Below are 23,332 nucleotides of genomic sequence, written 5' to 3' on the forward strand. Positions count from 1 at the left end.
GCTCAGCAGATCCGCGGTAGTGGATCGCCGACCAGCAGATCGACGATCCGGGTGCCGCCGAAGGTCGTGTTCAGCAGCACCAGCCCGGGTGGATCGTCACCGATGCGCCCGATCAAGGCGGCCTGCTCCCCCAGCGGATGCGCGCGCATCGCCTCCAGCGCCGTCTCGGCCTGCCCGCCCGGGACGACCGCGACGATGCGTCCCTCGCAGGCCACGTAGAGCGGGTCGATGCCCAGCAGTTCCGAGGCGCCCCGGACCTCGGTGCGCACCGGTACCGCCGCTTCGTCGACGACGACGGCCACCTGAGCGGCCTGGGCGATCTCGTTGAGGATCGTCGCGACACCGCCGCGCGTGGCGTCGCGCAGCGCTCGGACCTCCGGCACCGCGGTGAGCAGGTCCGCGACGAGCCCGTGCACCGGAGCGGTGTCGGAGACCACGTCGGAGTCGATGTCCAGTTCGCCGCGGGCGAGCATCACCGTCACGCCGTGATCACCGATCGGTCCCGAGACCAGCACGGCATCGCCCGGACGCGCCGTGCGGACGCCGAGCCGGTGATCGGTGTGCAGAACGCCGACGCCCGAGGTGTTGATGTAGCAGCCGTCGGCCTTGCCCTTCTCCACGACCTTGGTGTCGCCGGTGACGACCTCGACGCCGGCCGCCCGCGCCGCGGTCGCCATCGACTCGACGATGCGGCGCAGGTCGGCGACCGGAAACCCCTCCTCGATCAGGAAGCCCGCCGAGAGGTACCGCGGCGTCGCACCGGAGACCGCGAGGTCGTTGACCGTGCCGTTGACCGCCAGGTCGCCGATGTTCCCACCGGGGAAGAACAGCGGTGACACCACGAACGAGTCGGTGGTGAACGCCAGCCGCCCCCCGTCGACCGCGAGTTCCGCGCCGTCTTCCAGCTGCTCCAGCACTTCGTTGCGGAACGCCTCCAGGAACACGGCCTCGACGAGCGTCTGCGTCGCCTTCCCGCCGGATCCGTGCGCGAGCGTGATCCGCTCCTCCTTCACCTTCGGCTTGCGGCGGCGGGCCTTCTCGATCCGGTCGAGCACCTGCTGCTCGGCGTCGAGTTCGGCCAGATCGCCGCGGCGCTCGGTGCTCACGTCCGGCTCGCCTCCTTGACCCGGTCCCGGCTGAACCGCCCGAAGTTGTAGTACGCGGCGCACGCGCCCTCCGGCGAGACCATGCAGGTGCCGATCGGTGTTTCCGGCGTGCACGCGGTGCCGAACACCTTGCATTCCCACGGCTTGAGGACTCCCTTGAGCACCTCGCCGCACTGGCATGCCTTGGGATCGGCCACCCGCACGCCCGGCAGCTCGAAGCGCCGCTCGGCGTCGAACCGCGCATAGGCGTCGCGGAGCCGCAGCGCCGAGTGCGAGATGAAACCGAGGCCGCGCCACTCGAAGTACGGGCGCAGCTCCATCGTCTTGGCGATCGCTTCCAAGGCGGTCGTGTTGCCGTCCCACGGCACCACGCGCTTGTACTGGTTCTCCACCTCGCAACGGTCCTCGGCCAGTTGCTTGAGCAGCAGGTAGATCGACTGCATGATGTCCAGCGGCTCGAAGCCCGAGACCACCACCGGCTTGCCGTAGTCCCGGGCGATGAACTCGTACGGCCGGCAGCCGATCACCGTCGACACGTGCCCCGGGCCGAGGAACCCGTCCAGCCGCAGGTCCGGGGAGTCCAGGATCGCCTTGATCGCCGGGATGATCGTCACGTGGTTGCCGAAGACGGAGAAGTTCTCCAGCCCTTCCTGCTCGGCCCGCAGCAGCGTCATCGCCGTCGACGGGGCGGTGGTCTCGAACCCGATGGCCATGAACACCACGTGCCGGTCGGGGTCCTGCCGGGCGAGCTTCAACGAGTCCAGCGGCGAGTACACCATCCGGATGTTGGTGTCCTCGGCGTTGGAGTCGAAGAAGTTCCCGTTGCTGCCGGGCACGCGCATCATGTCGCCGAAGGAGGTCATGAGGACCCCGGGCCGGCGCGCGATGTGGATGGCGTCGTCGACCCGGCCCATCGGGATCACGCACACCGGACATCCGGGTCCGTGCACCAGCTGCACGTTCTCCGGCAGGTAGTCCTCGATGCCGTGCTTGTAGATGGTGTGGGTGTGCCCGCCGCAGACCTCCATGAACTTGTACTGTCGCCCCGGCTCACACAGCGCGGCGATCTCGGCGGCCAGCGCTCTCGCCTTGTCCGCGTCCCGGTACTCGTCGACGAATCGCATCGGTCCCCCCACTCACTCGATGCGCGAATCCTGCAGCGCGTCGATCTCGTCGGTGTAGGTCTGCCCCAGGCCCTCCAAGAACTCCAGCACCGCGCGGGCCTCCGCTTCGTCTATTGTGGACAGCGCGAAGCCGACGTGGATCAGGATCCACTGCCCCGGTTCCGGTGGTTCCCCGAGGAGCCCGATGTTGATGTTGCGGCGGACTCCGCTCACCTCGACCTTGGCGAGGTCCGGCCGGTCCGGGAGGATCGCCAGGACCTCACCGGGTATCGCCAGGCACATCGGCGGCTCCTCCCGTTTCGTCCAACGCCAGCAAGGTCATCTCCCAAAGCGCGTGGTAGAGCGTGGTCTGCGCCTCCTGGATGCGGTGCACCGAGGCGGACGGCACCACGAAGAGGTGGTCGATGTGCTCGGATTCGGCCATCCGGCCGCCCTTGTCGCCGGCGATGCCCACGGTGAGCAGCCCGCGCCGCGCGGCTTCCTCGAAAGCCCGCAGCAGGTTCGCGGAGTTCCCGCTGGTGGACAGGCCCACCGCGATGTCCTGGCGGCGGCCGAAGGCACCGATCTGGCGGGCGAACACCACGTCGAACCCGATGTCGTTGGACAGCGCCGTGACCACCGCGATGTCGCTGGTCAACCCGATCGCCGGGAGGGCGCGCCCCGCTCGGCCCGGGCTCAGGAACAGGCTGGCGAGGTCTTGGGCGTCGGTGGAGCTGCCGCCGTTGCCGAAGGTGAGCAACCGCCCGCCGCGGGCGAAGCGGTCCGCCATCGCCGTTGCGCACGCGATGATCTCACCGCGGTACCGGTCCAGGACCGCGCCGCGGAGGTGCACGATCTCCCGCGCCTTGTCCTGTGTGGACACCTGGACTTCGTCGAGCACCGCATCGACATCGCCCTCCGCCCTCGACAAGAACGGGTACAGCGAGTCCACGGCATCAGTACCGGTATCCACGCGCGGTCACCCCTTCACGATCCCGATCGACTCACCCGCGTGGACCAGCACCGTGTCCCCGGGACGAGCCGACACCAGCGCGACGCTGACCACTTCCTCACCCGATTCGGTGGCCACGGCCGCGAGCCCGTCGTCCAGCAGCCGCAGGACCTCGACCGCGACGACCTCGTCCGAGCAGGTCACGCACGAATCCCCGCGGCAGGTCTCCGCGGGTTCCCCAGCCGTCATGCGATCGCCCCCCGCCGCAACGCGCCCGGGTGTTCGAAGAACACGTGAACCAGTTCCCAGAGGATGTGGTACGTCGTCACGTGCACTTCCTTGACCACTCGCGGGTCCTGCGCGGCAGCGATCAGCACGTGGTCGAGCCCGGCGCGGGCGATGCGTCCGCCGTCGCCACCCAGCAGGCCGACGGTCAGCAGTCCCTGCCGGCGTGCTTCGGCCAGGCCGCGCAGAACGTTGCCGCAGCCGCCGTCGGTGGAGATGCCCAGCGCGATGTCGCCGGGGTCGGCGAGGTGGCGGATCTGGTGGGCGAAGACCTCGTCCAGGCCTGCTCCGGTGGCGACGCCGGTCACCGTTGCCACGTCCGCGGTCAACGAGATCGCCGGCAGCGCCCGCTTGCCCACGATCACGGGATGCACGAACTCGACGGCCACGTGCTGGGCGTCCGTGCTCGGCCCGCCGTTCCCGAACACGATGAGCTTGCCGCCCTCGTGGAACCGGGTGGCCATCGCATGGCACGCGCGTGCGACCTGCTCGGCGTCCCCCACCAACGCCTGCAGCGGTGCCACCCGTCGTTCGAAGATCTCGTCGACGGCTCGCCCGGCGGCCTCCTCGGACCACGGCATCAGGTCACATCCTCACTCACGATCATGCGGCGCCCCCCGAAGCAGCTTGCGCGGCGGAGCGAGTTCAACTCCTGCGCCGCGCCTGAGACGCTAAAGGCGGTGCTCCGCCGGGACAACTCGATCTGCTTTGCCCTCAACGACATTCGAGTCGCTTTCACATGCCGCGCCGGCCACCCCCAGACCGGGCATCGATGGCGATTTCGCGCGAAATCGCCGCCCTGCGTCCCCGGCGGTCATGTCACGGGTGCCCGCGTACTCGATCTGAAACGACCCCTTCGCCGGCGCTGGACCCCCGGATCGGGCGACCGGCGAGCACGTCGTCCACAACGGACAGGACCACACCGGCGATGCGCGTTCCACCGTCCGGTTCACCGCGTTCCGCGTCGCCGCAGCCGACCACGATGACCTGCCCGCACCGGTGAGCCGGGGTCAACGGCAGATCCGCGAGCCCGGTGGAGCGGACTTCCCCTACCGGCCCGGCGCGCAGCACGACAGCGGCGTCGAACTCCTCGATCGCCCGCGCCAGGTCCTGCCCGCGAACACCGAAATCAGCGACCCGCACCCCGGGCGGGAGGTCGCACCCCCGCAGGTGCTCGACAACCGTGCGCACCTCGCATTCGCCCGGCTTGACGGCGTCGCCGCCGAGGGCTGCGACGAGGACCCGGCGCTCACCCGCATCGGAAACCGGTTCGAGCTCGTCCGGGTCGAAGAAGAACCGGTGGCCCAGTTGGCTCATGCGACCGAGGTCCGCCGCGGTGTCGCCGACCAGCGACACGAGCACGTAAACCCGGCCGTCCGCCCCGTACTCGACGCCGTCCACTTCGGCGAGCCTCCCCGCCAGCGCGATGTCCACGATGTCGGCGCGCCGGGAAGGCCGCAGCCGGACCCGCATCCCGACGGCCGGAAGTGGTTCAGCGGTCACGCCGTCCCCCCTCATGGTGTCCGTGCCGGCCAGGTCGGCGACGAGCTCGCGAACGACGGCCGCGGCCGCATCGACCGACTCCGCCACCGGCTCGGTGAGCCCCCACCGGTAGGAGCAGTCCGCGGGCTCGCAGCCGACGACCAGAGCCCTGCGCAGCGGCACGCCGAAACCCGCGCAGCAGCCGAGCACTGAGTCCGGGTTCATGCCGTGGCCGTCCACGCCGGCCGCAGGTTCGATCGCCGCCAGGTCGGGTTCGAGCACCGAGACGGTTCCCGGCACCTCGCCACGCGCCACCGCGTCGACCAGGACTAGCACGTCGTAACCGTTCATCAGCTCGTACGCGAGGTGCATGCCCCGGATGCCGAAGTCCGCGACCGTCGCGCTCGCCGGCGGGTCTTCCGCCAACCGGGCGGCGACCGCGACGCCGAACCCGTCGTCGCCCAGGAAGACATTTCCCACGCCTGCGACCAGGATCCGCGACCCCGTCATGCTCGCCCGACCGGCAGAACGTCCTTCGCGCAGCACGGCATCCGGCACCACACTCCCCATTCCATGAGCCATTCCGCCCGCCGAACCAGCATCGGAGTGTCGACCGGAGGCGCGAAGCACCTCCGGTCCCTTCGACAGATCGATCGCCGCTAGGTCGTGTTCTTCCGGCGTGCGCCTCCGCGGACGCCGATGGCCATCCGCCACATCCTGATTTCCCGCACCAACCCGGGGAGTTCTCTCAGCAGCAGCGCCGCCAACCCCGCGCCGACCAAGACACCTTGCAGGATAAGAACTTTCCTCGCCATTCGGACTCCCTCCCGATCAACCCGGCGAGACGTTCGGCATGTTCTCGAGAATCGCGTTGTGGTGCTTCCAGTGGATCCCGGTCGAACGGCGCGCGTCGGCCGTGCCGTCGGCGTGGTGCCCCGCCTGCCGCCGGGACGGGCCCCGGTTCCCCTGGTGCAGCCCCGGGACGTGACTGGGCGTATCCACCTTCACGTCCTGCTTGCCTACCCTGATCTCACCCATCGCAACTCCTCCGGTCTTCGGCCAGCGCCGCGAAGAACCGCTCGATCGCCGGCCACACGGTCGAACCGCCGGACAGCCCGCTCCACTCCTGGCGCACCACGGCGACCAGCCGGAAGCAGTCCTCGATGGGAACGATCCAGTGCTCCCGCTGCCCGCGTGCGGTGTTCACCAGCAGCGCCTCGACCTCCCGGGCCATCGTCCCGAGCGGTGCGTGCCGGTCCACGACCTCCTGCCAGACGTGCGGATCGACCTCCCACTCCGTGGCTCCCACGGGGCTGGGGTAATGGGCGACTGCCGTGCCGTCCGACCTCACCGTGACGAAGGCCAAGCCGACCGGGACTCCCAGGCTCCCCGTCGGCACGGGATCCAGTCGCTGCCGCCGTTGCGGCACGAGCCGGTAGTGGTCGCCGCCGGCGGCATCCCGGTCGAACAGCACCGAACATGCCCGGCAGGCGCACATGAGCTCCCGTCGCCCCAGATCCAGCACGTGGCGGTGCTCGTCAGGAACCGGCGCGCCGCAGACATCGCAGGGCTGCCCTTCCGCACGCCGGCGGGCTTGCCGAACCAGGCGGTCCAATGCCGCGGACCTCACGTCTGCCTCCGGGCGCTGCCCCGGGCACGGCTCAGCACGGCATCCACCGGGATCATCGATGGCGAGGCCGGCTGCGCCACGTCGACCTCGGCTACCTCGGGTACCAGGGCCAACACCGTTTCGGTGATCGCCTGTGCCACGTCGGCGGACGTCGACGAACAACTCCCGTGCACTCCGGTCAGCCGCACCCGCGCGATGTTCCCCGCCACCTCGGTCAGCTCCACCTGTCCGCCGCGCGACTCAACGTGCGGGCGGACATCGTCGATGGCCTGCCGCACGCGCTCGGCCACCGGATCCGGATGGATCTCGTGCAGGACCATCAGGTGCTTCAGCAACTCGTCCTGGGCGAGCGTTCGGGCGAGCGGCCCGCCGAGGTCCACGACCCTGCCCAATGCCTCGCCGTAGACCTCGATCAGAATGTGCACCGATTCCATCGCCGCGTCGGCGGTCGGCCCCGGCGCCTGCTCGACGGTCGCGAGCAGGTCGTCGACTCGGGCGAGCCGCTCCTGGACCGCCGAGTCGTCGAGCCTGCTCCGGTCAGGCATGCGCTCCTCCGAAGGTCGGCGAATGCACCTTCCGGAGCTCTCGGCCGCCTCCCAGGTACATGTGCACGCCGCAGGGCAAGCACGGGTCGAAGCTGCGCACCGTGCGCATGATGTCGATGCCCTTGAAGTCGTCGGGTCCGTTCTCCTCGAAGATCGGTGTTCCGCCCACCGCGTCCTCGTACGGGCCGGGCACGCCGAAGCTGTCCCGCGGACTGGCGTTCCACGGGGTCGGCGGGTACGGGTGGTAGTTCGCGATCTTCTTGTCCTTGATCACCAGGTGGTGCGAGAGCACTCCGCGGACCGCCTCGTGGAACCCGCATCCGATGGCCTCGTCGGGCACCTCGAAATCCGTGAAGATCCGGCTGTCGCCGGCCCGCACCTGCTCCAAGGCCTGCTCGGTGAAGTGCAGCGCCATGGCCGCGGCGTAGGCGACGAAGTACACCCGTGCCCGGTCCCGCTCGATCGCGTTCGACAGCGGCTTTCCCGCCTTGTCGTGCGGAATGCGCCATTCGAGCGTCGTCTCGGGAAGCTTGTCGCTGCGTGGCAGGGAGATCTGCACGCTCGACCCGGTCGCCCGGACGTAGGGGGTGTCGACGAGACCGTTCAGCGCGGTGGACCACAGCCGTGCCAGCGGGCCGCCGCCGGTGTCCAGGGCCAGGTGGTTCTGCCCGTCGAACCACCGCGGGCTCATCACCCAGCTGTAGTTCGCGTCGAAGTCGCGCTTCTGCGGGACGGGCACGGTCGTCTGGTTCCACGGGTGGCGCATGTCCACCGGGTTCCCCAGGGGATCACGGGTCACGAACGGTTCCTCGTTCACCCAGTCCTCGTAGAACGAGCTCCCGAGCAGGATCCGGATGCCCAGGTTGATGTCGACGAGGTCGTTCGTGACGAGTTCGCCGTCCACGATGACGCCGGGCGTCACGAACATCGCCTTGCCCCACTCGCTCATCGTCTCGTACCGGTAGTCGCAGACGTCGGCGTTCTGCCACGCGCCCCAGCACCCCAGCAGCACCCGGCGCCTGCCGACCTCCTCGTATCCCGGCAGCGCCTCGTAGAAGAAGTCGAAGACGTCGTCGTTGAGCGCGACGGCCTTCTTCACGAAGTCCAGGACCCGCACCAGCCGGGACAGGTAGTCGGTGAAGGTCGTCGGCTCGGGCATCGTCCCCACCCCGCCCGGGTACATCGTGGACGGGTGCACGTGCCTGCCTTCCATCAGGCAGAACATCTCCCGGGTCACCCGGCTGATCTTCAGGGCCTCCTTGTAGATCTCGCCCTCGAAGGGGTTGAACCCCCGCATGATGTCGGCGATCGTGCGGTAGCCGTGCACATCCCGGTTCTTGGCCTCGGCGGACTCCGCCCGTCGCAGCAGGGCCGGGTTGGTCTCCTTGACGATCGCCTCGCAGAAGTCCACGAAGACCATGTTGTCCTGGAAGATCGTGTGGTCGAACATGTACTCGGCCGCTTCGCCGAGGTTCACGATCGTTTCCGCCAGCGGCGGCGGTTTGGCCCCGTAGGCCATCTGCTGCGCGTAGTTGGAGCACGCCGTGTGGTTGTCCCCGCAGATGCCGCAGATCCGGCTGGTGATGAACCCCGCGTCACGCGGGTCCTTTCCCTTCATGAACACCGAGTAGCCGCGGAACAACGATGACGTGCTGTGGCATTCGGCGACCTCGCCGTTGGCGAAGTCGATCTTGGTGTACACGCCGAGGTTGCCGATGATCCGGGTGATCGGATCCCAGTTCATCTCGACGAGCTTGCCCTGCTTCGGTTCAGCGCTCGTTCCGCGATCGGCCATGGTCCGGTTCTCCTGCTCTCGTCGTCAGCCACTGCCTACGGACGCCAACGTGGGTTGTACCCACTCGTCAGCACCGGCTGCTTGTGATGCCACTTCGGTTCCTTGTTGGCGACCATGTTGGTGATGCCGCGCATCCGCCGGATGAACGATCCGTAGGGTTTGACGAGGATGCCGGACAGGCTCGCCCCCGTCGGTTCGTCCATGAACGGCATGAACATGTCCGGGAATCCCGGCATGGTGCAGCCGATGCAGATGCCGCCCACGTTCGGACAGCCGCCGACCCCGGACATCCAGCCGCGCTTGGGCACGTTGCAGTTGACCACCGGGCCCCAGCAGCCGACCTTCACCTGGCACTTCGGCGAGTTGTAGTCCTTGGCGAAGTCGGCCTGCTCGTAGTAGCCCGCCCGGTCGCAGCCCTCGTGCACGGTCTTGCCGAACAGCCACTGCGGCCGCAGCTTCTCGTCCAGCGGCGGCGCCGGCGCGGCTCCCGCTGCGTGGTACAGCAACCACGTCAGGGTCTCCATGAAGTTCTCCGGTTGCACCGGGCACCCCGGGATGTTGATGATCGGGAGGCCGCCGCGGGACTTGAAGTCCCAGTCCAGGTAGTCGGCGAGCCCCATGCACCCGGTGGGGTTGCCGGCCATCGCGTGGATCCCGCCGTAGGTCGCGCAGGTGCCGGCCGCGACCACTGCCCACGCCTTCGGCGCGAGGCGGTCGAGCCACCAGTTCAGCGGCAGCGGCTCACCGGTCTCCGGATCGTTGCCGAACGACGTCCAGTACCCGTCACCTTCGATGATGTTCTGGTTCGGGATGGAGCCCTCGATCACCAGGATGAACGGCTCCAGCTCACCGCGCGCCGCGGCGCGGAACGGCTGGAGGAAGTCCTCCCCACCGGGCGTGGGCGAGAGGACCTTGTTGTGCAGATTGACCTTCGGCAGCCCCGGAATGAGGCCGAGCACCACGTCCTCGATCGCGGGTTGTCCGGACGCCGTCACCGACACGGTGTCGCCGTCGCAGCTCATCCCCTCGGAGATCCACAGGATGTCGATCTCCTCGAACCCACTTCGTCGCGCGGCGCGGCTCATCTCTTGCTTCCGCGTCTCCAGCTCGTCGTCGGCAGTCATGTCGCGGGCCTCCCCTGCAACCGATCTCGTATCCGGTCGTACCCGAGCAGTTCCTTCTGGCGCAGTTCGTCCAGCAACGCGCCGGCACGCTCGTCCCCTCCGCACAACCTGTCGAGCGAGTCGTGGTCCCCGCACAGCTGCTCGACCATGCGGTGGTCGTGTGCGATCGGGTCGACCGCGTCGTGCTGCTGCATCAGGTGCCGTCCCCTCGTGCCCCGGTGGCGTCGCGCAGCGAGCGCATCGTGCCGTGCAATCGCGCAAGGACCTCCGGCGGCATGCCGTCCACACGGTCGAGGATTTCGGCGGCACGAGGATCGGTGGCCCGCGCTTCGCGCTTCTCCGCGTCGGTCAGCGCGAGCGTCAGCAGGGACAACATTTCGTCGATCTCGGTCGCGTCGTGCAGATCACCCGGGCTTTCCGGGGCGACCTCGGGTTGATCGGGCAGCAGGATGGGCGAGGACAGCACCAGGTCGGCGTCATCGCCGATGAGGACTGGGAACGCGTGGATGTTGCGACTGGCGGCCACTGCTGCCGAGAGCTCGCCGGGCGGGTCCATCATGGAGCAGAACTCCATTCCGCGTCCGCTGATCAGCAAGTGGGTGGCCACCAGCGAACGCCGCAGCGCCGCCGGACGAGACGCCTCGGCAACCACATCGCGATCGCGATTCTCGACTCGCACGCGCAGGCGGTAGGCCCCGTCTCCTACCCTCTCGGCGACGGCGGACAGCGACGCGGCGATGCCCTCCGAGCGCCGCAGAATCCGCCCGCTTTCGCCGAGCGGCTCGGCCTCCATGGCATCGGGAAGTTCGATTTCGCGGGTAAGTCCACCATCGAGGAGCTCTGACAGCTTCGCGTGCAGATCGAACTGCTGGGGCGCGGCTTCCTCCGTCGACAGGTGCCGCGTGCCGTCGACGTCCAACGAATCCACCGGGACGAATTCGCCGTCGACAGCGCGTTCGGCGGTTCGCGCCACGACCCGCAGGAAACGGAGCCGGATGTCGGCCTCGGCCTCTTCGGGCTTGCCCCGAACCTGGAACAGGCATTCCGTCTGCTGCTGCCACGATTCCACCGAACCCGCCACCACCGGCGGCACCGGGCCATCCGCCTCTACCCACCGGCGCGGCGCGAGGATGCCGAACTGCCATCGCACGCGGTTCTTCCCCGACGAACGCCGATACGGGTAGAGCAGGTAGCCCTCGTAGAGCACCGCGTCGGCAACCGCTTGAGCCCGTGCGAACTCCGTGCCGGGCTCAACGGGCCCGGGTGGGCTGTCCTTCGGTGCGAAGCTCATCGGTTTCCGCCCCCAGCTTGGCTGCTGCCGTGCAGAAGCAGGATCGTGCGCTTCCCGCTGATCAACGGTTGCCCCACGGCAGTCCTGATATTGATCCGGTTGTCACCCGCGTGCCCGCGGGCCTGACGACCGGCCCGGAACGCATCGACGCGGAGGTGCTGCGCGATCCGTCCAAGCTACGGCGGCCGCCACAACGTCCACAAGTCGATCTGCCCGCGCCCGAACAGGACCTGCAACCGCACCGCGACGACGAACGCGTTGCCGGCAGATGTGCCGCGCGACTGGCGGCCGGGTATCCACGTGCCGAGTCCGCAGGTCGCCGGTGCGATGCGCCGCCCGTCGACCTGAGAAGGGATCATGTCCGACAGATCCACTGGCGACGCCGAAACGGATCTGCCGGCTGCGGTGGAGCGCGAGCCGGAGGAGCAACTGTAGTCCAATGTGGACGATGATGGACCCGCGCCGCGACACGCTCTGAGCGCGTCCCCTGCCAAGATCCGCGTCGACGTTTGGGGTGACTGCGCGGCGGGAACGTCATGGTTGAAACAGGAAGCTGATCGTTGGAGCGCAGATCATGGCCGACAAGCCGGGCAGCCCTGTCAAGGACAAGAACTACAACCTGATCACGGTCCTCCAGGAATCACTGCAGCACGTCTGGACCATGGAGACCTACATCAAGGACGCCGAACAGCAGGGCGACGAAGAACTCGCGGAATGGTTCCGCAAGATCCAGCACAACAACCAGAAGGCCGGCGAGCAGGGCAAGGAGCTGCTGCAGAAGCGGCTCAAGACCGAGGATGCCTGAAGCCTTCGGCAACACCCGCCCTCAGCGCTGGCTGACAAGCCGTCGAACGAAGCGAGCCGGCTCCCTACGCATTTGCTGGGGAGCCGGAACGCTTGCCCGCAGGACGCGGTGATCAATCGGAGAAGGTCCACGGCAACCGGATGCGGGGCCAAGCCAGCCCCTCGTGCCTACCCCGGACGACGAGCGCGGAAACCACCCGCAGCGGAAGCCCCCGGAGTGGCTCGCCCGCCGCTCACGCGGGACCGAACCTGACCGGCTCGTCGGCCTCGGCGAGCTCCATTTCCGCTGTGGCTTGGATGAGCTCCATCAGCCCCGGGTCCAGGCCCGGGCTGAACTCCTCAGGACGTTCCGCAGCGATGCCGAAAGGCACTCCCTCGGGCGCCTGAGCCATGCGCAGCACTTCACCATCGTGCGACGAAGGAGAGCTGCCCCGGAACACCTTGGCCGCCTCCGACTGGTGATCGAGGCTGAAGGTGTACTGCTTGTTGTGCAGCCCCTGCTCGAGCAGGGTAGCGACCTCCGGGAAGCGCTCGGCGTTCGTCTTGGGGATCGGCAACGTCTTACCCCAGTTCACCCCGAGGCTCTCCAGCGCCTTGGCGTAGGCGTTCTCGTGCGCTTGATCACGCACGATCAGGTAGGACACCGTCGAGCGCAGCGTTTTGTTGGAACTCATCTCGTAGATGCGGCACTTCTGCAGCCTGCCAGTGGACTCCAGCATCAGGTTGTACAGCAGGTCGAGCACGAGGTTGCCGCTGTTGTAGACGTACGAACCCGACCAGGGGTTGCCGACGGCGTCGACGGGGAGCGCACCTTGCGCCCCAACGAGCATGTGGTGGATGTTGCCCTGGTGCAGGGCGTTCGACAACGGCGTCGCCCCGGCCGCGGCTGGTTGATCGAGCGGCTCGTCCTTCGCCCCCTGGTACCGCGGCGAGCCGTCGGTCAACCTCGCGATCGTCGTACCGATGAGCTCCACGTGGCTGATCTCCTCGGTCCCGATCCCGTACAGCAGATCTCGGTAGGGCTTGGCATCGGGACCTCGGAAGTTGAAGCTCTGGAAAAGGTACTGCATCATCGTCCGCATCTCACCGAACTGACCGCCCAGGCCTTCCTGCAAGGCGTTGGCAGCGCCGGGATCCGGCTCGTCAGGAACGATCTCGTTGATCATCCGCTGGACGTGGAAGAACATGACACCTCCCGCCCCGCCGAGTGCAACGGGGTAGCTGAGATCAAGGCTCGGAATATGACGCCATTTCAGACGTGCTCGCTCTGCCGGAGGCAACGACGCCGGAACCACGTTCGGCGGAAAAGCCCGCCAAAGAGCGAGCACCATCCACGGTAAGAGGGACCGAGCCGCTCAGCCAACGCGGCAGGCTCAAACCAACCTGCTGTATGAACTCGATGGCAGAGGGCATCGGGAGAACGGTTCGTCCAGTTGTTTGGCCGGTGGCGTCGAGCGGTAAACCGCATGGGTGCACGGACTTCACGACTTGGGTTCGGGTAAAGAGACCGATAAGATGGCACCGCAGGGCGAACAGCATCCCGGGCAGTCGCTGGCCACGCAGGACCACTCGGTGACACCAGGTCGCCGGCACGGAGCACGGAGATCACCACGGTGTTCCGGAGATCGGCTTTCCCGGGTACGGCGGGGAGAAGTTGAAGCACGTGTCCTGGGAGGAATGGTTCGCGCCCTTCGAACACGACCACGCCGCTGCGGCGGTGCAAAGCCGGGACGGCGTCCAGTGCCTGCGGAGCCCGCCGCCTTGGAATGGGTACCTAGGGACCGATGTCCGGCTTCCAGGGAGGAAACGATGTCGAGAGCATCGAAGATCGCAGTCGATCGCTGGCGCGGTGATCCGGGCGAACCCGAGCGGCCCGAAAAGCCCACGGCGCCCGAAAAGCCCACCACACCGAGCAAACCTCAGGCGCCGGGCAAACCCGAAAGCCCGGACGCGCCCGACGCACCCGGTCCCGAGAAGCCCAAGCCCCCCGAGCCCCCGGACGCGCCTGAAGGGCCCGAAGGGCGAAGCACCGCAGGCGCTTCGATCTAGCCTCGACGCGCCGGGCGGGCCTCACGGCTACGACGAGCAGCGGGCATTGGTGGCGCCGGCGGAACCGGGGCTCCGGGCGGGGCGGTCAGCGTTCTGGGCGGCTTCCCGCCGGGCGACAGCGGGCAGTCGGAGCGGGCGACGTCCAAGACATCCAGCGGGACGTCCAGGCGCGGCGCGGAGGGTGCCTCCGCGCCGCGCTTCGTCCTCGGGTCAGGTCAGCTGCTGAAGTCCCACTTGTGGCCCCAGTAGCTGTCGGCCGTGATCTCCTCCGCCGAGTAGGCCGATTCGTCGACCAGCATGCCCTCGCAACCGACTTCGAGGTCCCAGCCGCCCGGGGTGCGGACGTAGAACGACACCATCTTGTCGTTCGTGTGACGCCCCAACGTGGACGACACGTGGTAGCCGCCCTCCATGACCCGGTCCAGCGCCCGGCCGACCTCGTCGAGGGTCTCGCACTCGACCATGATGTGGACCAGGGCCGGGGACTTGAGATCCGGCGACGGCAGCAGCGCGAGGCTGTGGTGCCGCGCGTTCACACCCATGAACCGGAGGCGGACCGGGCCGTATTCCGGAGGCGCCGGCAGCCGGAAGGCTCCTCTCGGCAGGAAGCCGAGCGTCTCGGCGTAGAAGCGGTACGCCCCGTCCAGGTCGCTCACCGGCACCACGACGTGGCCCAGCCCCAGCGCCCCGGTGACGAAGCGGTTGCCGAACCGCGTCGCGACCGGGCTGTGGTCCAGCGCCGGGCCGTGGAAGATCTCCAGCGGGGTTCCGCCCGGTGCTTCGAAGGCGATTCCCGCCTCCACCCGGCGGGTGTCGGCCTCCTCCAGGGTCAGCGGCTTCGGGGCGAGCCCGGCCGCCTCGACCGCGGCTTGGACCCGCTGGAGGCCCAGGTGGTCGCGGACCTCCCAGCCCACGGCCTCCACCCGGTCCACATCGCCGGGCAGGACGACGATCCGGCCGATCCGCTCGTCCACGCGCAGGTACAGCGCGTCCTCTTCCGGCCCGCTGCCCTCGGCGAAACCGATGGTCTCGAAGGCGAACTTCCGCCAGGCGTCCATATCCGTGGCGCGGATCCGGACGTAGCCCAGTGAGCTGATGTCGGTCATGCTCTTCCTCTCCTCATGTCGTAGGTGCCGGACGTCGCCGGCGTCAGATCAGCGCCCGCAGCGGCCCGTCCGGTTCGATGCCCAACGACGTCAGGGCATTCGAGTGGTAGATCGAGCCGGGGATGTGGATGGCGTGCTGCAGGCCGACGTGCGCGTCGCGCCAGAAGCGCTGCATCGCGTTGTTGCGGCGCACCGCGTTCCCGCCGGACCGGGCGAAGATCTCGTCGACCGCGGACACCGCGCGCCACGCGCAGCGCACCTGGTTCCGGCGCACCACCGACCGGTCCTCGAAGCTGATCGGCCGGCCCGCGTCGACCATGTCGTAGAGCCGGCTGACGCCGTCGAGCAGCTGGGCGCGCGATCCAGCGATCTCCGCGGCTGCCTCGGAGATCGCGTACATCGTGTGCGGGTCGTCGCGGACCCGGGTCCCGGCCGCCATGACCCGGTCCCGCTGGTAGTCGAGGTGGCAGGCGAGCGCGCCTTCCGCGATGCCGATGACCGCCGCCGTGATGCCCAGCGGGAACATCGTCCAGAACGGCAGCCGGTACACCGTGTCGGTCCGGCCGGCGCGCTCGGCGGCCAGCTCGCCCTGGGCGACCTCATCGGCGTCGATCGTCCGGTACGCCGGGATGAACGCGCCGTCGACGACGACGTCCTTGCTCCCCGTGCCGCACAACCCGATGACGTCCCAGGAGTCCTCGACGATCGTGTAGTCCTTCCTCGGCAGGACCACGTGCATCGTCTTCACCGGCTGCGCCGGCTTGCCGTCGGCGTCGCCGAGCATCGCACCGAGGAAGATCCAGTCGCAGTGGTCGGTTCCGGAGGAGAACTGCCACCGGCCCCGGAGGACGTAGCCACCGTCGGTCGGCGTGGCCACGCCGCTGGGCATGTACGGGGAAGCGATCCAGGTGTCCCCGTTCTCCCCCCAGACCTCCTCCTGGAGCCGGCGGTCCATGAGCGCCATCTCCCACGGGTGGACGCCGCCCACCCCGCACACCCATCCCGTCGATCCGCACACCTTCGCGACCGCCATCACGGCTTCGGCGAAATCGCGCGGGTGGGCTGCGTATCCGCCGAAGTCGGTCGGCTGCAGCAGCCGCATAACCCCGGCCTCGCGCACCAACTTGACGCTCTCATCCGCCAATTTGCCGAGGCGTTCGGTCTCTTCCGCGGTCGCTGCGAGCCGGGCGGCGACCTCCTCCACTCGGCGAACCACATCGTGCGCCATGCAGGCACCTCCGGAAATGATCAAGACGGCCGCTCCCGCCACCGATGTGCCAGGGCTCGCTAGACGCTAGGTTCGGCTTCCGGGCCGCTCCCAGCACTGCTCCCGCTGACCGAGACCGACCTGCGCGCCCGGACTTCCGCGGCTGCGGCGCGGGTCCGCACCAGCGCAACTTCCCAAGCAAACGCTTGGCCAGTTATGCTCCCGGTGCCGAGATGGATCAGGCCGGTGCCGCGGGCACGGCGGAAGGGCAGGAACAGGTGGCCGAGGAATCCGGGGGCGCAGCCCCGTTCACCGTCGACGGGCTCGACGAGCTCCGCGCGGCCGTCGGCACCACGCTGGGACCCACCGCGTGGCTCCCGATCGACCAGGCGCGGATCGACGGCTTCGCCGACGTCACCGGCGATCACCAGTGGATCCACGTCGATCCGGTGCGGGCGCGCGAGTCCGCGTTCGGGTCGACGATCGCCCACGGCTACCTCACGCTGTCGCTGTGCAACTACTTCCTGCCCCAGCTGCTGTCGGTGCGCGGCGTCAGCATGGGGGTCAACTACGGCGCCGACCGCGTCCGCTTCCCGGCGCCGGTGCCTGCCGGATCCCGCATCCGCGGCCGTGGCGAGGTCCTCGCCTGCGCCGACGTGCCCGGCGGGGTCCAGGCGACTATCCGGATCACCGCGGAGGTCGAGGGCCAGGCCAAGCCGGCGTGCGTCGTCGAGACGCTCAACCGCTGGCTGGCCTGACCCCGGAAACCCGTGCCCCGCAACGGACGCGTGCCGTCACGAGGCGGACTGCACGTCCTCGGGGCTCCAGAACGCCCGCATGCTCGTGATCCGCCCGTCCTCGTCGAAGGTCATGACGTCGATCGGCTCGACCTCGACCGCCCCGTCCGGCGTCTCGGTGCGCACGCGGAAGTGGAAAGCGGCGCTGTCCCCGGCCGCCCGCACCGCGAGCAGCTCGCTCTCCCGGCGCAGGTTCTCGATGGCCGAGTAGAACTCGGCGATCGCGTCCCGGCCGCGCAACGGCTCACTTCCCACCGGATCTTCGAGCGTGGCGTCCTCCGCGTACAGCGCCGCGATCTCCGCCGCTCCCCCGGTCCCGATGGCCTTCACATAGCTCGCGACGACGTCGCGGATGACGGACGGCTCCGGCATGTCCGATGTCCTCTTCTCCTGGTCGGCCCGCGCCCCGGCGGGCTGATGGCGATGATCAGGATCGGCCGACTCCTCGGCTGCGAGGAGTCGGCCGTCCCGGGATCACGGCTGCGAAACGCGGATTCGCCCATCGCGCACCGCGGTTTCGATGCTGTCGCGCAACTTCAGGCACGTCAGCACCGTTGCGCGGTCGGCGGTCGGGCTCTGCGCGAGCTCGACGCACTGCTCGGTGTCGCTCGTCCACTGCACGAGCGTGTGGGCCAGGCTGTTCTTCTTGACCAGCACGCACGTGCCACAGCTGCGGCAGGACACGGGCTGGAGCGGAATCTCCTCGTCGGTCATGGATCGCGCCGATCAGGCGGTGGGGGCGGTGTCGTCGACGATGATCCGGCCGTTGGCCAGGTTGTCATCGACCTCGGCCTGCCAGAACTGGATCGCCCGCTCGGTGTCGATCTCGAACTCGAACCGCTGGGTCATCTCCGGCTGGACGTCCTCGACGTCGACGTAGAACTGCTCGTACCAGCGCCGGAGCTGGTAGACCGGGCCGTCCTCCTCGCACAGCAGCGGGTTGTCGATCTTCGCCTTGTTCTGCCAGATCTCGACGTCCTGCAGGAAGCCCTTCTCCACTCCCGTGGCGAACGCCTGGGCCATCTGCTCGGCCTCCTCGTCGGACATGCCGTCCGGCTTCTTGACCATCGCGCCCCACTGCAGCACGAAACTCGTGGGCGACACCGGGTAGTGGCAGTTGATCAGCACGGTCTCGATCGTCTGGTCTCCCACGTCGCTCCACAGGTAGTCGATCATGTAGGAGGGTCCGTAGTAGGAGGCGCTCGAACGCAGGCTGCTGTCGTCGGAGTAGTTCGTGCCGATCTTCACGTCCGGCCGGGCCTTGCTGTGCATCGTCTGGGTGGCGACGTGCCCCTCGAACACGTTCTTGAAGTACGTCGGGAACGAGTAGTGGATGTAGAAGAAGTGCGCCATGTCCACGACGTTGTCGACGATCTCCCGGCAGTTCGATCCGTCGATCCGCAGCGAGTTCCACGTCCACGACGTCCACTCGTCCGAATCCGTGCCGGGGGTCTCCGGGATCGTCACGTCCGGCGGAGGCTGCTTCCCCTGCGGGTCGTTCCACACGAACAGCTGCCCGTTGCGCTCCAGCACGGTCCACGCCTTCGTGCGGGCCCGCGGCGGCACCCGCCGCGCGTACGGGATGCTCGCGCAGCGCCCGCTGCCCGACCAGCGCCAGTCGTGGAACGGGCAGGCGACCTCGTCGCCCTTCACCTCGCCCTGGCTCAGGTCGCCACCCATGTGCGGGCAGTACGAGTTGAGCACGTTCAACTTCCCGCTGCTGTCGGCGAACACGACCAGCTTGGTGCCGAACGCCTCGATCGCGTGCGGCTTTCCGTCCCGGTAGTGGTCGGCAAGGCCGAGGCAGTGCCAGCCGCGCGCGTAGCGAACCGGCGGAGCCGCCGCCTCGATCACCCGCACCTCGTTCTCGCCCGCCGCTTGCAGTGACGTCATGAGGACTCCTTTGCCTCCGTCTTGCCAAAGCTCATCAATAGTGGGAAGTCCGGGCGGGGGGAAAACAGTCGGCCTCCCGCTCACCGAGACCGATCTCGGCCGGCGCGGGCCCGCCCGCAGCTTCCGGCGGTCGCCGTGGACCGCGACCGGATATGACCCGGTACTCGGCCGGTCATCGCGACGCCAGCCCTCGTCCGACGGGCCACCGCGCTGATAACGTAGCAAGCGCTTGGTCGTTACAGCGCGCGCCGGGCCGCTGGGCCACCGTGCCGCCGAGGACGGAACCGTTCAGGAGGAAACCCATGAGGCTGTCCGGGAAAGTCGCTTTCATCACCGGCGCCGCGCAGAGCCAGGGCCGCAGCCATGCCGTACGGCTGGCCGAGGAGGGCGCGGACATCATCGCCGTGGACATCTGCCGGCAACTCGACGTCGTCAAGTACCCGATGGGCACCGAAGAGGGGCTGGCCGAGACCGTCCGCCTGGTCGAGAAGCAGGGTCGGCGCATCCACACCGCCGTTGCGGACGTGCGGGACGCGGATCAACTCGCGGCCGTCCTCGACGCGGGTGTCGCCGAGCTGGGCGGCCTCGACATCGTGGCGGCCAACGCGTCGATCTGCACCACGCAGCCGTCCGAGGACCTGACCCCCGAGATCTGGCAGACCACGCTGGACATCAACCTCACCGGGGTGTGGAACACCTGCGCGGCCGCCATCCCGCACCTGCTCGCCTCGGGCGGCGGCAGCATCGTGATCACCGGTTCCACCGCGTCCCTCAAGGGACTTCCCTTCTTCCTGCCCTACGTGGCGGCGAAGCACGCGGTGGTCGGCATCGCGCGATCGCTCGCGCTGGAGTTCGCCGACCGGGGCATCAGGGTGAACACGATCCACCCCACCGGCGTCGACACGCCGCAGGGGCATTCGCCGGTCCTGCCGACGCTCCTGGAGAAGCGGCCGGACCTCGGACCGCTGTTCATGAACACCCTCCCGGTGGAGCGCGTTCAGTCGATCGACATCAGCAACGCGCTGGTGTACCTGGCCTCCGACGAGGCCCGGTACGTGACCGGCGCGAACTTCCCGGTGGACGCGGGCAACACGATCCGCTGAGCGGCCACGCCGCGATCGGGAGGACTGCGTTCGATGGACGCCGGGATCGCCGCGATCCCGGCGTCCGCACCGGCTCCCGGGAGCCGGACGATGCTGTGACCGCCCGGGTGCGCTGCCGAAGAGAAGCGGTCACGACTCGAAAAGTGCGCAGGCCGCCCGCTGCCCCATCCTGATCAGGAGGGACGACGGGCGGCCATGATTCAGCCTTTCGGCGTCAGTCGGCGAGTGAGCCGAGGCGGTCGCTCGCCGTGACGCCGCCGTCGACGAACATCGTGCTGCCGGTGACGAAGCTGGCTTCGTCGCTGAGCAGGAATCGGACGACGGACGCGACCTCTTCCGGTTGCCCGACGCGACCGAGCATCGCATCGCCGCGCATGCGGGCCGTGCGCCGGGTGTCGGCGAAGCTTCGCTCCAGCATCGGCGTTTCGATGTACCCGGGGCAGACCGCGTTGACCCGGACTCCCGCCGGGCCGAACTGCGCGGCCAGCGACCGGGTCAGCCCGAGGACTCCCGCTTTGGAAGCGCTGTAGGACGGGATGTTCGCCTGACCGAGGGTCGCGTTGATCGACGAGATCGCGACTATGGCCGAGCCCGGCTGCGCCTCCAGGTCCTCGGCGAGCGCCGCGGCCGCGTAGGCGTACGCCGTGAGGTTGACGTCGAGGACCCGTTGCCACGCCTCGCGCGACAACTCCGTCACCGGTGTCGAGTCGACAACACCCGCGGCATGGACGAAACCGCCGATCCTGCCGACGGCCCGTCGGGCTTCGCCGAGGACGTCGTCGTACCGGGCCACGTCGGCGACATCGATCCCGGACACGGCGACCGGCGTCCCGTGGTCGTGCTCGATCTGCTTCGCGACGGCGGTCGCGCCCTGCTCGTCGCGATCCCACAGCACCACCGGCCGGCCGGCGGCCGCCAGGGTGCGGGCGCAGGCCGCGCCGATCCCGGATGCCGCGCCGGTGACCAGCACCGGCGTCTTCGGAGATGTCACGGCACTCATCGCGTTTCCTCCATCGTCGCAGCGGAATCCGATCGGCCCGCGACGGCCGGACCGTCGTCGGTGAGGTCGCGGCCCCTGGTCTCGGCGATGAGCCAGATCGACACGATCGTGATCGCCGCCGACACGGCCGCGATGGCGCTCAGCGACAGGCTCGAACCCCCGCTGGCGGCGACGAGGCTGGTGGCGATCAGCGGGGTGAAGCCGGCGCCGAGCAGGCTGGCGAGCTGGTAGCCGAGCGAGACACCCGTGTACCGGACGCGGGTGCCGAACATCTCCGAGAGCATCGGCGCCAGCGGCGAGTACATCAGGTTCTGCAGCACCTGGGCGATCATCAGCCCGACCGTCATGACCACCGCGGACCCGCTGTCGACCATGGCGTAGAGCGGCAGCGCGAAGAGCACCGTGCCGACCGCGCCCACCATGACCACGCGGCGCCGCCCGAACCGGTCGGACAAGGCGGAGAACAACGGGATGCAGACCACCGAGACGGACACCGTGAACAGCAGTGCCCGCATGACATCGGACGTCTGGTACCCGATACCGGTGGCGTAGGCGATGATGTGCGAGCTGGTCAGGGCCGTGAGCGCGAAGGGCCCGATCCCGGCGGCGCACGCCAGGACGAGCGCGCGCGGCTGCCGCAGCAACTGCAGCGCGGGCACCTTGGGCTGCGCCTGGGATTCCGCGGCGGCAGCGGCCTCGCGGAACACCGGGCTTTCGACGACGCTCAGCCGGACGTACAGCCCGATCATCAGCAGCACCGCGCTCAGCAGGAAGGGCACCCGCCATCCCCAGGCGAGGAAGGCCTCGTTCGGCAGGAGGGTCACCAGCGTGACCGCGGCGGTGGAGAGCAGGAAGCCGAACGGCGAGCCGAGCTGCATGATCCCGACCCACGCCCCTCGGCGCCGGGAGTCGGCGTGCTCGATGACCATCAGCGCCGCGCCGCCGTACTCCCCGCCGACCGCCACGCCCTGCACGATGCGCAGCAGGACGAGCAACACCGGGGCCGCGAAGCCGATCTTGTCGTAGGTGGGCAGGACGCCGATGAGGAAGCTGGCGCCGCCCATCAGCATCATCGTCACCACGAGCATCGACTTGCGCCCGAGCCGGTCGCCGAAATGCCCGAACAGGAGCCCGCCCAGGGGACGTGCCACGTAGCCGGCCGCCAACGTCCCGAAGGCGGCGACGGTCGAGACGCCCGGGGTGAGCGCCGGGAAGTAGAGCTTCCCGAACACCAGGGCCGCCATCGTGCTGTAGAGCAGGAAGTCGTAGTACTCGATGACGGTCCCCAGCAGGCTGGAAAGCGCCACCTTGCGCAATTGTGCTGACCCGACGGAAGACGGGCCGGCACCCGTCGGGGTTGGTTCCTGCGAGTTCATCGGGGGCCTCCAGCCGATACCCGACCAATGGGGAATTTCCTCTGTGGACCGTTCACCGGTCGCACCGCACGGCGATCGAGGAGGAACGCCGCGTGTCGTACGGCAGAGCGCCCGCTACAGCCGGCCGCGGAGGTAGGAGAAGAACCCGGGCGTCTTGGTGACGCGGAGGCGGGTGAGCTTGCGGTAGCTGATCCGCCACCGCCCCTCCACCTTCCGGTATTCCTCGTGGTAGTGGCCGTAGCCGTGCATGTGCTCGGTGACGTCACCGTGCTGCCACCAAAGCTCGTCCTCCATCGCCCAGATCCCGCGCGCCGTGGTCGGGGAGGTGAGCTCGATCTCCGGCATGTGCCCGTGGTGCGCCGTGGTGACCTTCGTGTCGCCGTCGAGGAGCCCGGAGATCGCCTTGGTCAGCGCCTCGGCGCCGACCACATTGTTCCCCTTGCCGTCCGCCTGCGGCCGGTTCGCGTCCGGAACGTCGGCGTAGGACTCGCTGACCACGTCGTCGGTGTGGCACTCCGCGTAGCGGTCCCACTGCTTGGTGTCCATCACGCGTAGGCGCTTGGCGAACAGGGCCTGGATCTCCGAGATCGCCAGCAGCTCCTCTGCCGCCGACGGCGTCGCATCCACGGGAACGCTCGACATGCCTTTCCTCCTGCGTCGTCCTTGACGTTGACCGGCAGTCGC

28 protein-coding genes are annotated in these 23,332 nt (G+C 68.8%); 4 read left to right on the forward strand and 24 right to left on the reverse strand.

The window, feature by feature from the left end; genetic code table 11:
- Positions 1–2: 2 nt before the first annotated feature.
- The 14 genes from hypE to AC07FN_RS33940 all read right to left on the reverse strand — a co-directional run bounded on the left by hypE (position 3) and on the right by AC07FN_RS33940 (position 10,488).
- Positions 3–1,106, reverse strand: coding sequence for a hydrogenase expression/formation protein HypE (hypE, locus tag AC07FN_RS33875; protein ID WP_478399287.1), 1,104 nt, complete (start codon positions 1,104–1,106; stop codon positions 3–5).
- A complete protein-coding gene (hypD, locus tag AC07FN_RS33880; RefSeq protein WP_478399288.1) occupies positions 1,103–2,230 on the reverse strand; it encodes a hydrogenase formation protein HypD in 1,128 nt (375 codons plus the stop codon). Before hypD ends, hypE begins: the two co-directional genes overlap by 4 nt.
- Before the next feature lie 12 nt (positions 2,231–2,242).
- A complete protein-coding gene (locus AC07FN_RS33885) occupies positions 2,243–2,512 on the reverse strand; it encodes a HypC/HybG/HupF family hydrogenase formation chaperone (protein WP_358573892.1) in 270 nt (89 codons plus the stop codon).
- Entirely contained in the window at positions 2,490–3,182 is a 693-nt protein-coding gene (locus AC07FN_RS33890; RefSeq protein ID WP_478399289.1) for a D-sedoheptulose-7-phosphate isomerase, read from the reverse strand. The genes AC07FN_RS33885 and AC07FN_RS33890 overlap by 23 nt, the downstream gene beginning before the upstream one ends.
- 6 nt (positions 3,183–3,188) lie before the next feature.
- Entirely contained in the window at positions 3,189–3,365 is a 177-nt protein-coding gene (locus tag AC07FN_RS33895) for a hydrogenase assembly protein HupF (protein ID WP_478399290.1), read from the reverse strand.
- 41 nt (positions 3,366–3,406) lie between these two features.
- The gene (locus tag AC07FN_RS33900; protein ID WP_478399291.1) at positions 3,407–4,027 is read right to left on the reverse strand and encodes a D-sedoheptulose-7-phosphate isomerase; all 621 of its coding nucleotides are present in this window, start codon (positions 4,025–4,027) and stop codon (positions 3,407–3,409) included.
- A 238-nt stretch (positions 4,028–4,265) separates the two neighbouring features.
- Positions 4,266–5,486 (reverse strand): hydrogenase maturation protease, encoded by a 1,221-nt coding sequence (locus AC07FN_RS33905; protein WP_478399292.1) that lies wholly within the window; start codon positions 5,484–5,486, stop codon positions 4,266–4,268.
- A gap of 273 nt (positions 5,487–5,759) precedes the next feature.
- Complete coding sequence (locus AC07FN_RS33910) at positions 5,760–5,966, reverse strand: hypothetical protein (RefSeq protein ID WP_478399293.1); 207 nt, start codon at positions 5,964–5,966, stop codon at positions 5,760–5,762.
- Complete coding sequence (locus AC07FN_RS33915) at positions 5,959–6,558, reverse strand: DUF5947 family protein (RefSeq protein WP_478399294.1); 600 nt, start codon at positions 6,556–6,558, stop codon at positions 5,959–5,961. The genes AC07FN_RS33910 and AC07FN_RS33915 overlap by 8 nt, the downstream gene beginning before the upstream one ends.
- Positions 6,555–7,103, reverse strand: coding sequence for a NifU family protein (locus AC07FN_RS33920; protein ID WP_478399295.1), 549 nt, complete (start codon positions 7,101–7,103; stop codon positions 6,555–6,557). The genes AC07FN_RS33915 and AC07FN_RS33920 overlap by 4 nt, the downstream gene beginning before the upstream one ends.
- Positions 7,096–8,898 carry a nickel-dependent hydrogenase large subunit gene (locus AC07FN_RS33925; protein WP_478399296.1) on the reverse strand — a complete coding sequence of 601 codons (1,803 nt, stop codon included), beginning with the start codon at positions 8,896–8,898 and terminating at the stop codon, positions 7,096–7,098. The genes AC07FN_RS33920 and AC07FN_RS33925 overlap by 8 nt, the downstream gene beginning before the upstream one ends.
- 35 nt (positions 8,899–8,933) lie before the next feature.
- The gene (locus tag AC07FN_RS33930) at positions 8,934–9,983 is read right to left on the reverse strand and encodes an NADH-quinone oxidoreductase subunit B family protein (protein ID WP_478399329.1); all 1,050 of its coding nucleotides are present in this window, start codon (positions 9,981–9,983) and stop codon (positions 8,934–8,936) included.
- A 35-nt stretch (positions 9,984–10,018) separates the two neighbouring features.
- Positions 10,019–10,216 (reverse strand): hypothetical protein, encoded by a 198-nt coding sequence (locus AC07FN_RS33935; protein WP_478399297.1) that lies wholly within the window; start codon positions 10,214–10,216, stop codon positions 10,019–10,021.
- The gene (locus AC07FN_RS33940; protein WP_478399298.1) at positions 10,216–10,488 is read right to left on the reverse strand and encodes a hypothetical protein; all 273 of its coding nucleotides are present in this window, start codon (positions 10,486–10,488) and stop codon (positions 10,216–10,218) included. The genes AC07FN_RS33935 and AC07FN_RS33940 overlap by 1 nt, the downstream gene beginning before the upstream one ends.
- Before the next feature lie 387 nt (positions 10,489–10,875).
- Here AC07FN_RS33940 and AC07FN_RS33945 point away from each other — a divergent pair, with 387 nt between their 5' ends.
- The gene (locus AC07FN_RS33945) at positions 10,876–11,439 is read left to right on the forward strand and encodes a hypothetical protein (RefSeq protein WP_478399299.1); all 564 of its coding nucleotides are present in this window, start codon (positions 10,876–10,878) and stop codon (positions 11,437–11,439) included.
- A gap of 50 nt (positions 11,440–11,489) precedes the next feature.
- Here the strand turns inward: AC07FN_RS33945 and AC07FN_RS33950 are convergent, their stop codons facing one another.
- Positions 11,490–11,672, reverse strand: a complete 183-nt coding sequence (locus AC07FN_RS33950) for a hypothetical protein (protein ID WP_478399300.1) — start codon at positions 11,670–11,672, stop codon at positions 11,490–11,492.
- A gap of 215 nt (positions 11,673–11,887) precedes the next feature.
- Between AC07FN_RS33950 and AC07FN_RS33955 the strand changes: the two genes are divergently transcribed.
- Complete coding sequence (locus AC07FN_RS33955; protein WP_478399301.1) at positions 11,888–12,118, forward strand: hypothetical protein; 231 nt, start codon at positions 11,888–11,890, stop codon at positions 12,116–12,118.
- Between the two features lie 232 nt (positions 12,119–12,350).
- On the opposite strand, the gene AC07FN_RS33960 is transcribed toward AC07FN_RS33955, so the two are convergent.
- The 3 genes from AC07FN_RS33960 to AC07FN_RS33970 all read right to left on the reverse strand — a co-directional run bounded on the left by AC07FN_RS33960 (position 12,351) and on the right by AC07FN_RS33970 (position 16,500).
- Entirely contained in the window at positions 12,351–13,304 is a 954-nt protein-coding gene (locus AC07FN_RS33960) for a manganese catalase family protein (protein WP_478399302.1), read from the reverse strand.
- A 1,077-nt stretch (positions 13,305–14,381) separates the two neighbouring features.
- A complete protein-coding gene (locus tag AC07FN_RS33965; protein WP_478399303.1) occupies positions 14,382–15,272 on the reverse strand; it encodes a VOC family protein in 891 nt (296 codons plus the stop codon).
- A 43-nt stretch (positions 15,273–15,315) separates the two neighbouring features.
- The gene (locus AC07FN_RS33970; RefSeq protein ID WP_478399304.1) at positions 15,316–16,500 is read right to left on the reverse strand and encodes an acyl-CoA dehydrogenase family protein; all 1,185 of its coding nucleotides are present in this window, start codon (positions 16,498–16,500) and stop codon (positions 15,316–15,318) included.
- Between the two features lie 212 nt (positions 16,501–16,712).
- Between AC07FN_RS33970 and AC07FN_RS33975 the strand changes: the two genes are divergently transcribed.
- The gene (locus AC07FN_RS33975) at positions 16,713–17,237 is read left to right on the forward strand and encodes a MaoC family dehydratase (RefSeq protein ID WP_478399305.1); all 525 of its coding nucleotides are present in this window, start codon (positions 16,713–16,715) and stop codon (positions 17,235–17,237) included.
- A gap of 36 nt (positions 17,238–17,273) precedes the next feature.
- Here AC07FN_RS33975 and AC07FN_RS33980 read toward each other — a convergent pair whose 3' ends face one another.
- The 3 genes from AC07FN_RS33980 to AC07FN_RS33990 all read right to left on the reverse strand — a co-directional run bounded on the left by AC07FN_RS33980 (position 17,274) and on the right by AC07FN_RS33990 (position 19,169).
- On the reverse strand, positions 17,274–17,648 hold the full coding sequence (locus tag AC07FN_RS33980; protein WP_452614424.1) for a nuclear transport factor 2 family protein: 375 nt from the start codon (positions 17,646–17,648) through the stop codon (positions 17,274–17,276).
- A gap of 102 nt (positions 17,649–17,750) precedes the next feature.
- Positions 17,751–17,990, reverse strand: a complete 240-nt coding sequence (locus tag AC07FN_RS33985) for a hypothetical protein (RefSeq protein ID WP_478399306.1) — start codon at positions 17,988–17,990, stop codon at positions 17,751–17,753.
- A gap of 12 nt (positions 17,991–18,002) precedes the next feature.
- Positions 18,003–19,169 carry a 3-ketosteroid-9-alpha-monooxygenase, oxygenase component gene (locus AC07FN_RS33990; RefSeq protein WP_478399307.1) on the reverse strand — a complete coding sequence of 389 codons (1,167 nt, stop codon included), beginning with the start codon at positions 19,167–19,169 and terminating at the stop codon, positions 18,003–18,005.
- Between the two features lie 302 nt (positions 19,170–19,471).
- Here AC07FN_RS33990 and AC07FN_RS33995 point away from each other — a divergent pair, with 302 nt between their 5' ends.
- On the forward strand, positions 19,472–20,272 hold the full coding sequence (locus tag AC07FN_RS33995; protein ID WP_478399308.1) for a mycofactocin-coupled SDR family oxidoreductase: 801 nt from the start codon (positions 19,472–19,474) through the stop codon (positions 20,270–20,272).
- 214 nt (positions 20,273–20,486) lie between these two features.
- On the opposite strand, the gene AC07FN_RS34000 is transcribed toward AC07FN_RS33995, so the two are convergent.
- From AC07FN_RS34000 to AC07FN_RS34010, 3 genes are all read right to left on the reverse strand, one after another.
- Entirely contained in the window at positions 20,487–21,272 is a 786-nt protein-coding gene (locus tag AC07FN_RS34000) for an SDR family NAD(P)-dependent oxidoreductase (RefSeq protein ID WP_478399309.1), read from the reverse strand.
- Positions 21,269–22,579: an MFS transporter gene (locus AC07FN_RS34005; protein ID WP_478399310.1), complete on the reverse strand. Its 1,311-nt coding sequence runs from the start codon at positions 22,577–22,579 to the stop codon at positions 21,269–21,271. Before AC07FN_RS34005 ends, AC07FN_RS34000 begins: the two co-directional genes overlap by 4 nt.
- Positions 22,580–22,762: 183 nt before the next feature.
- Entirely contained in the window at positions 22,763–23,290 is a 528-nt protein-coding gene (locus AC07FN_RS34010; RefSeq protein WP_478399311.1) for a nuclear transport factor 2 family protein, read from the reverse strand.
- Positions 23,291–23,332 lie beyond the last annotated feature (42 nt).

This window comes from Saccharopolyspora sp. NPDC045941 (assembly GCF_056431445.1).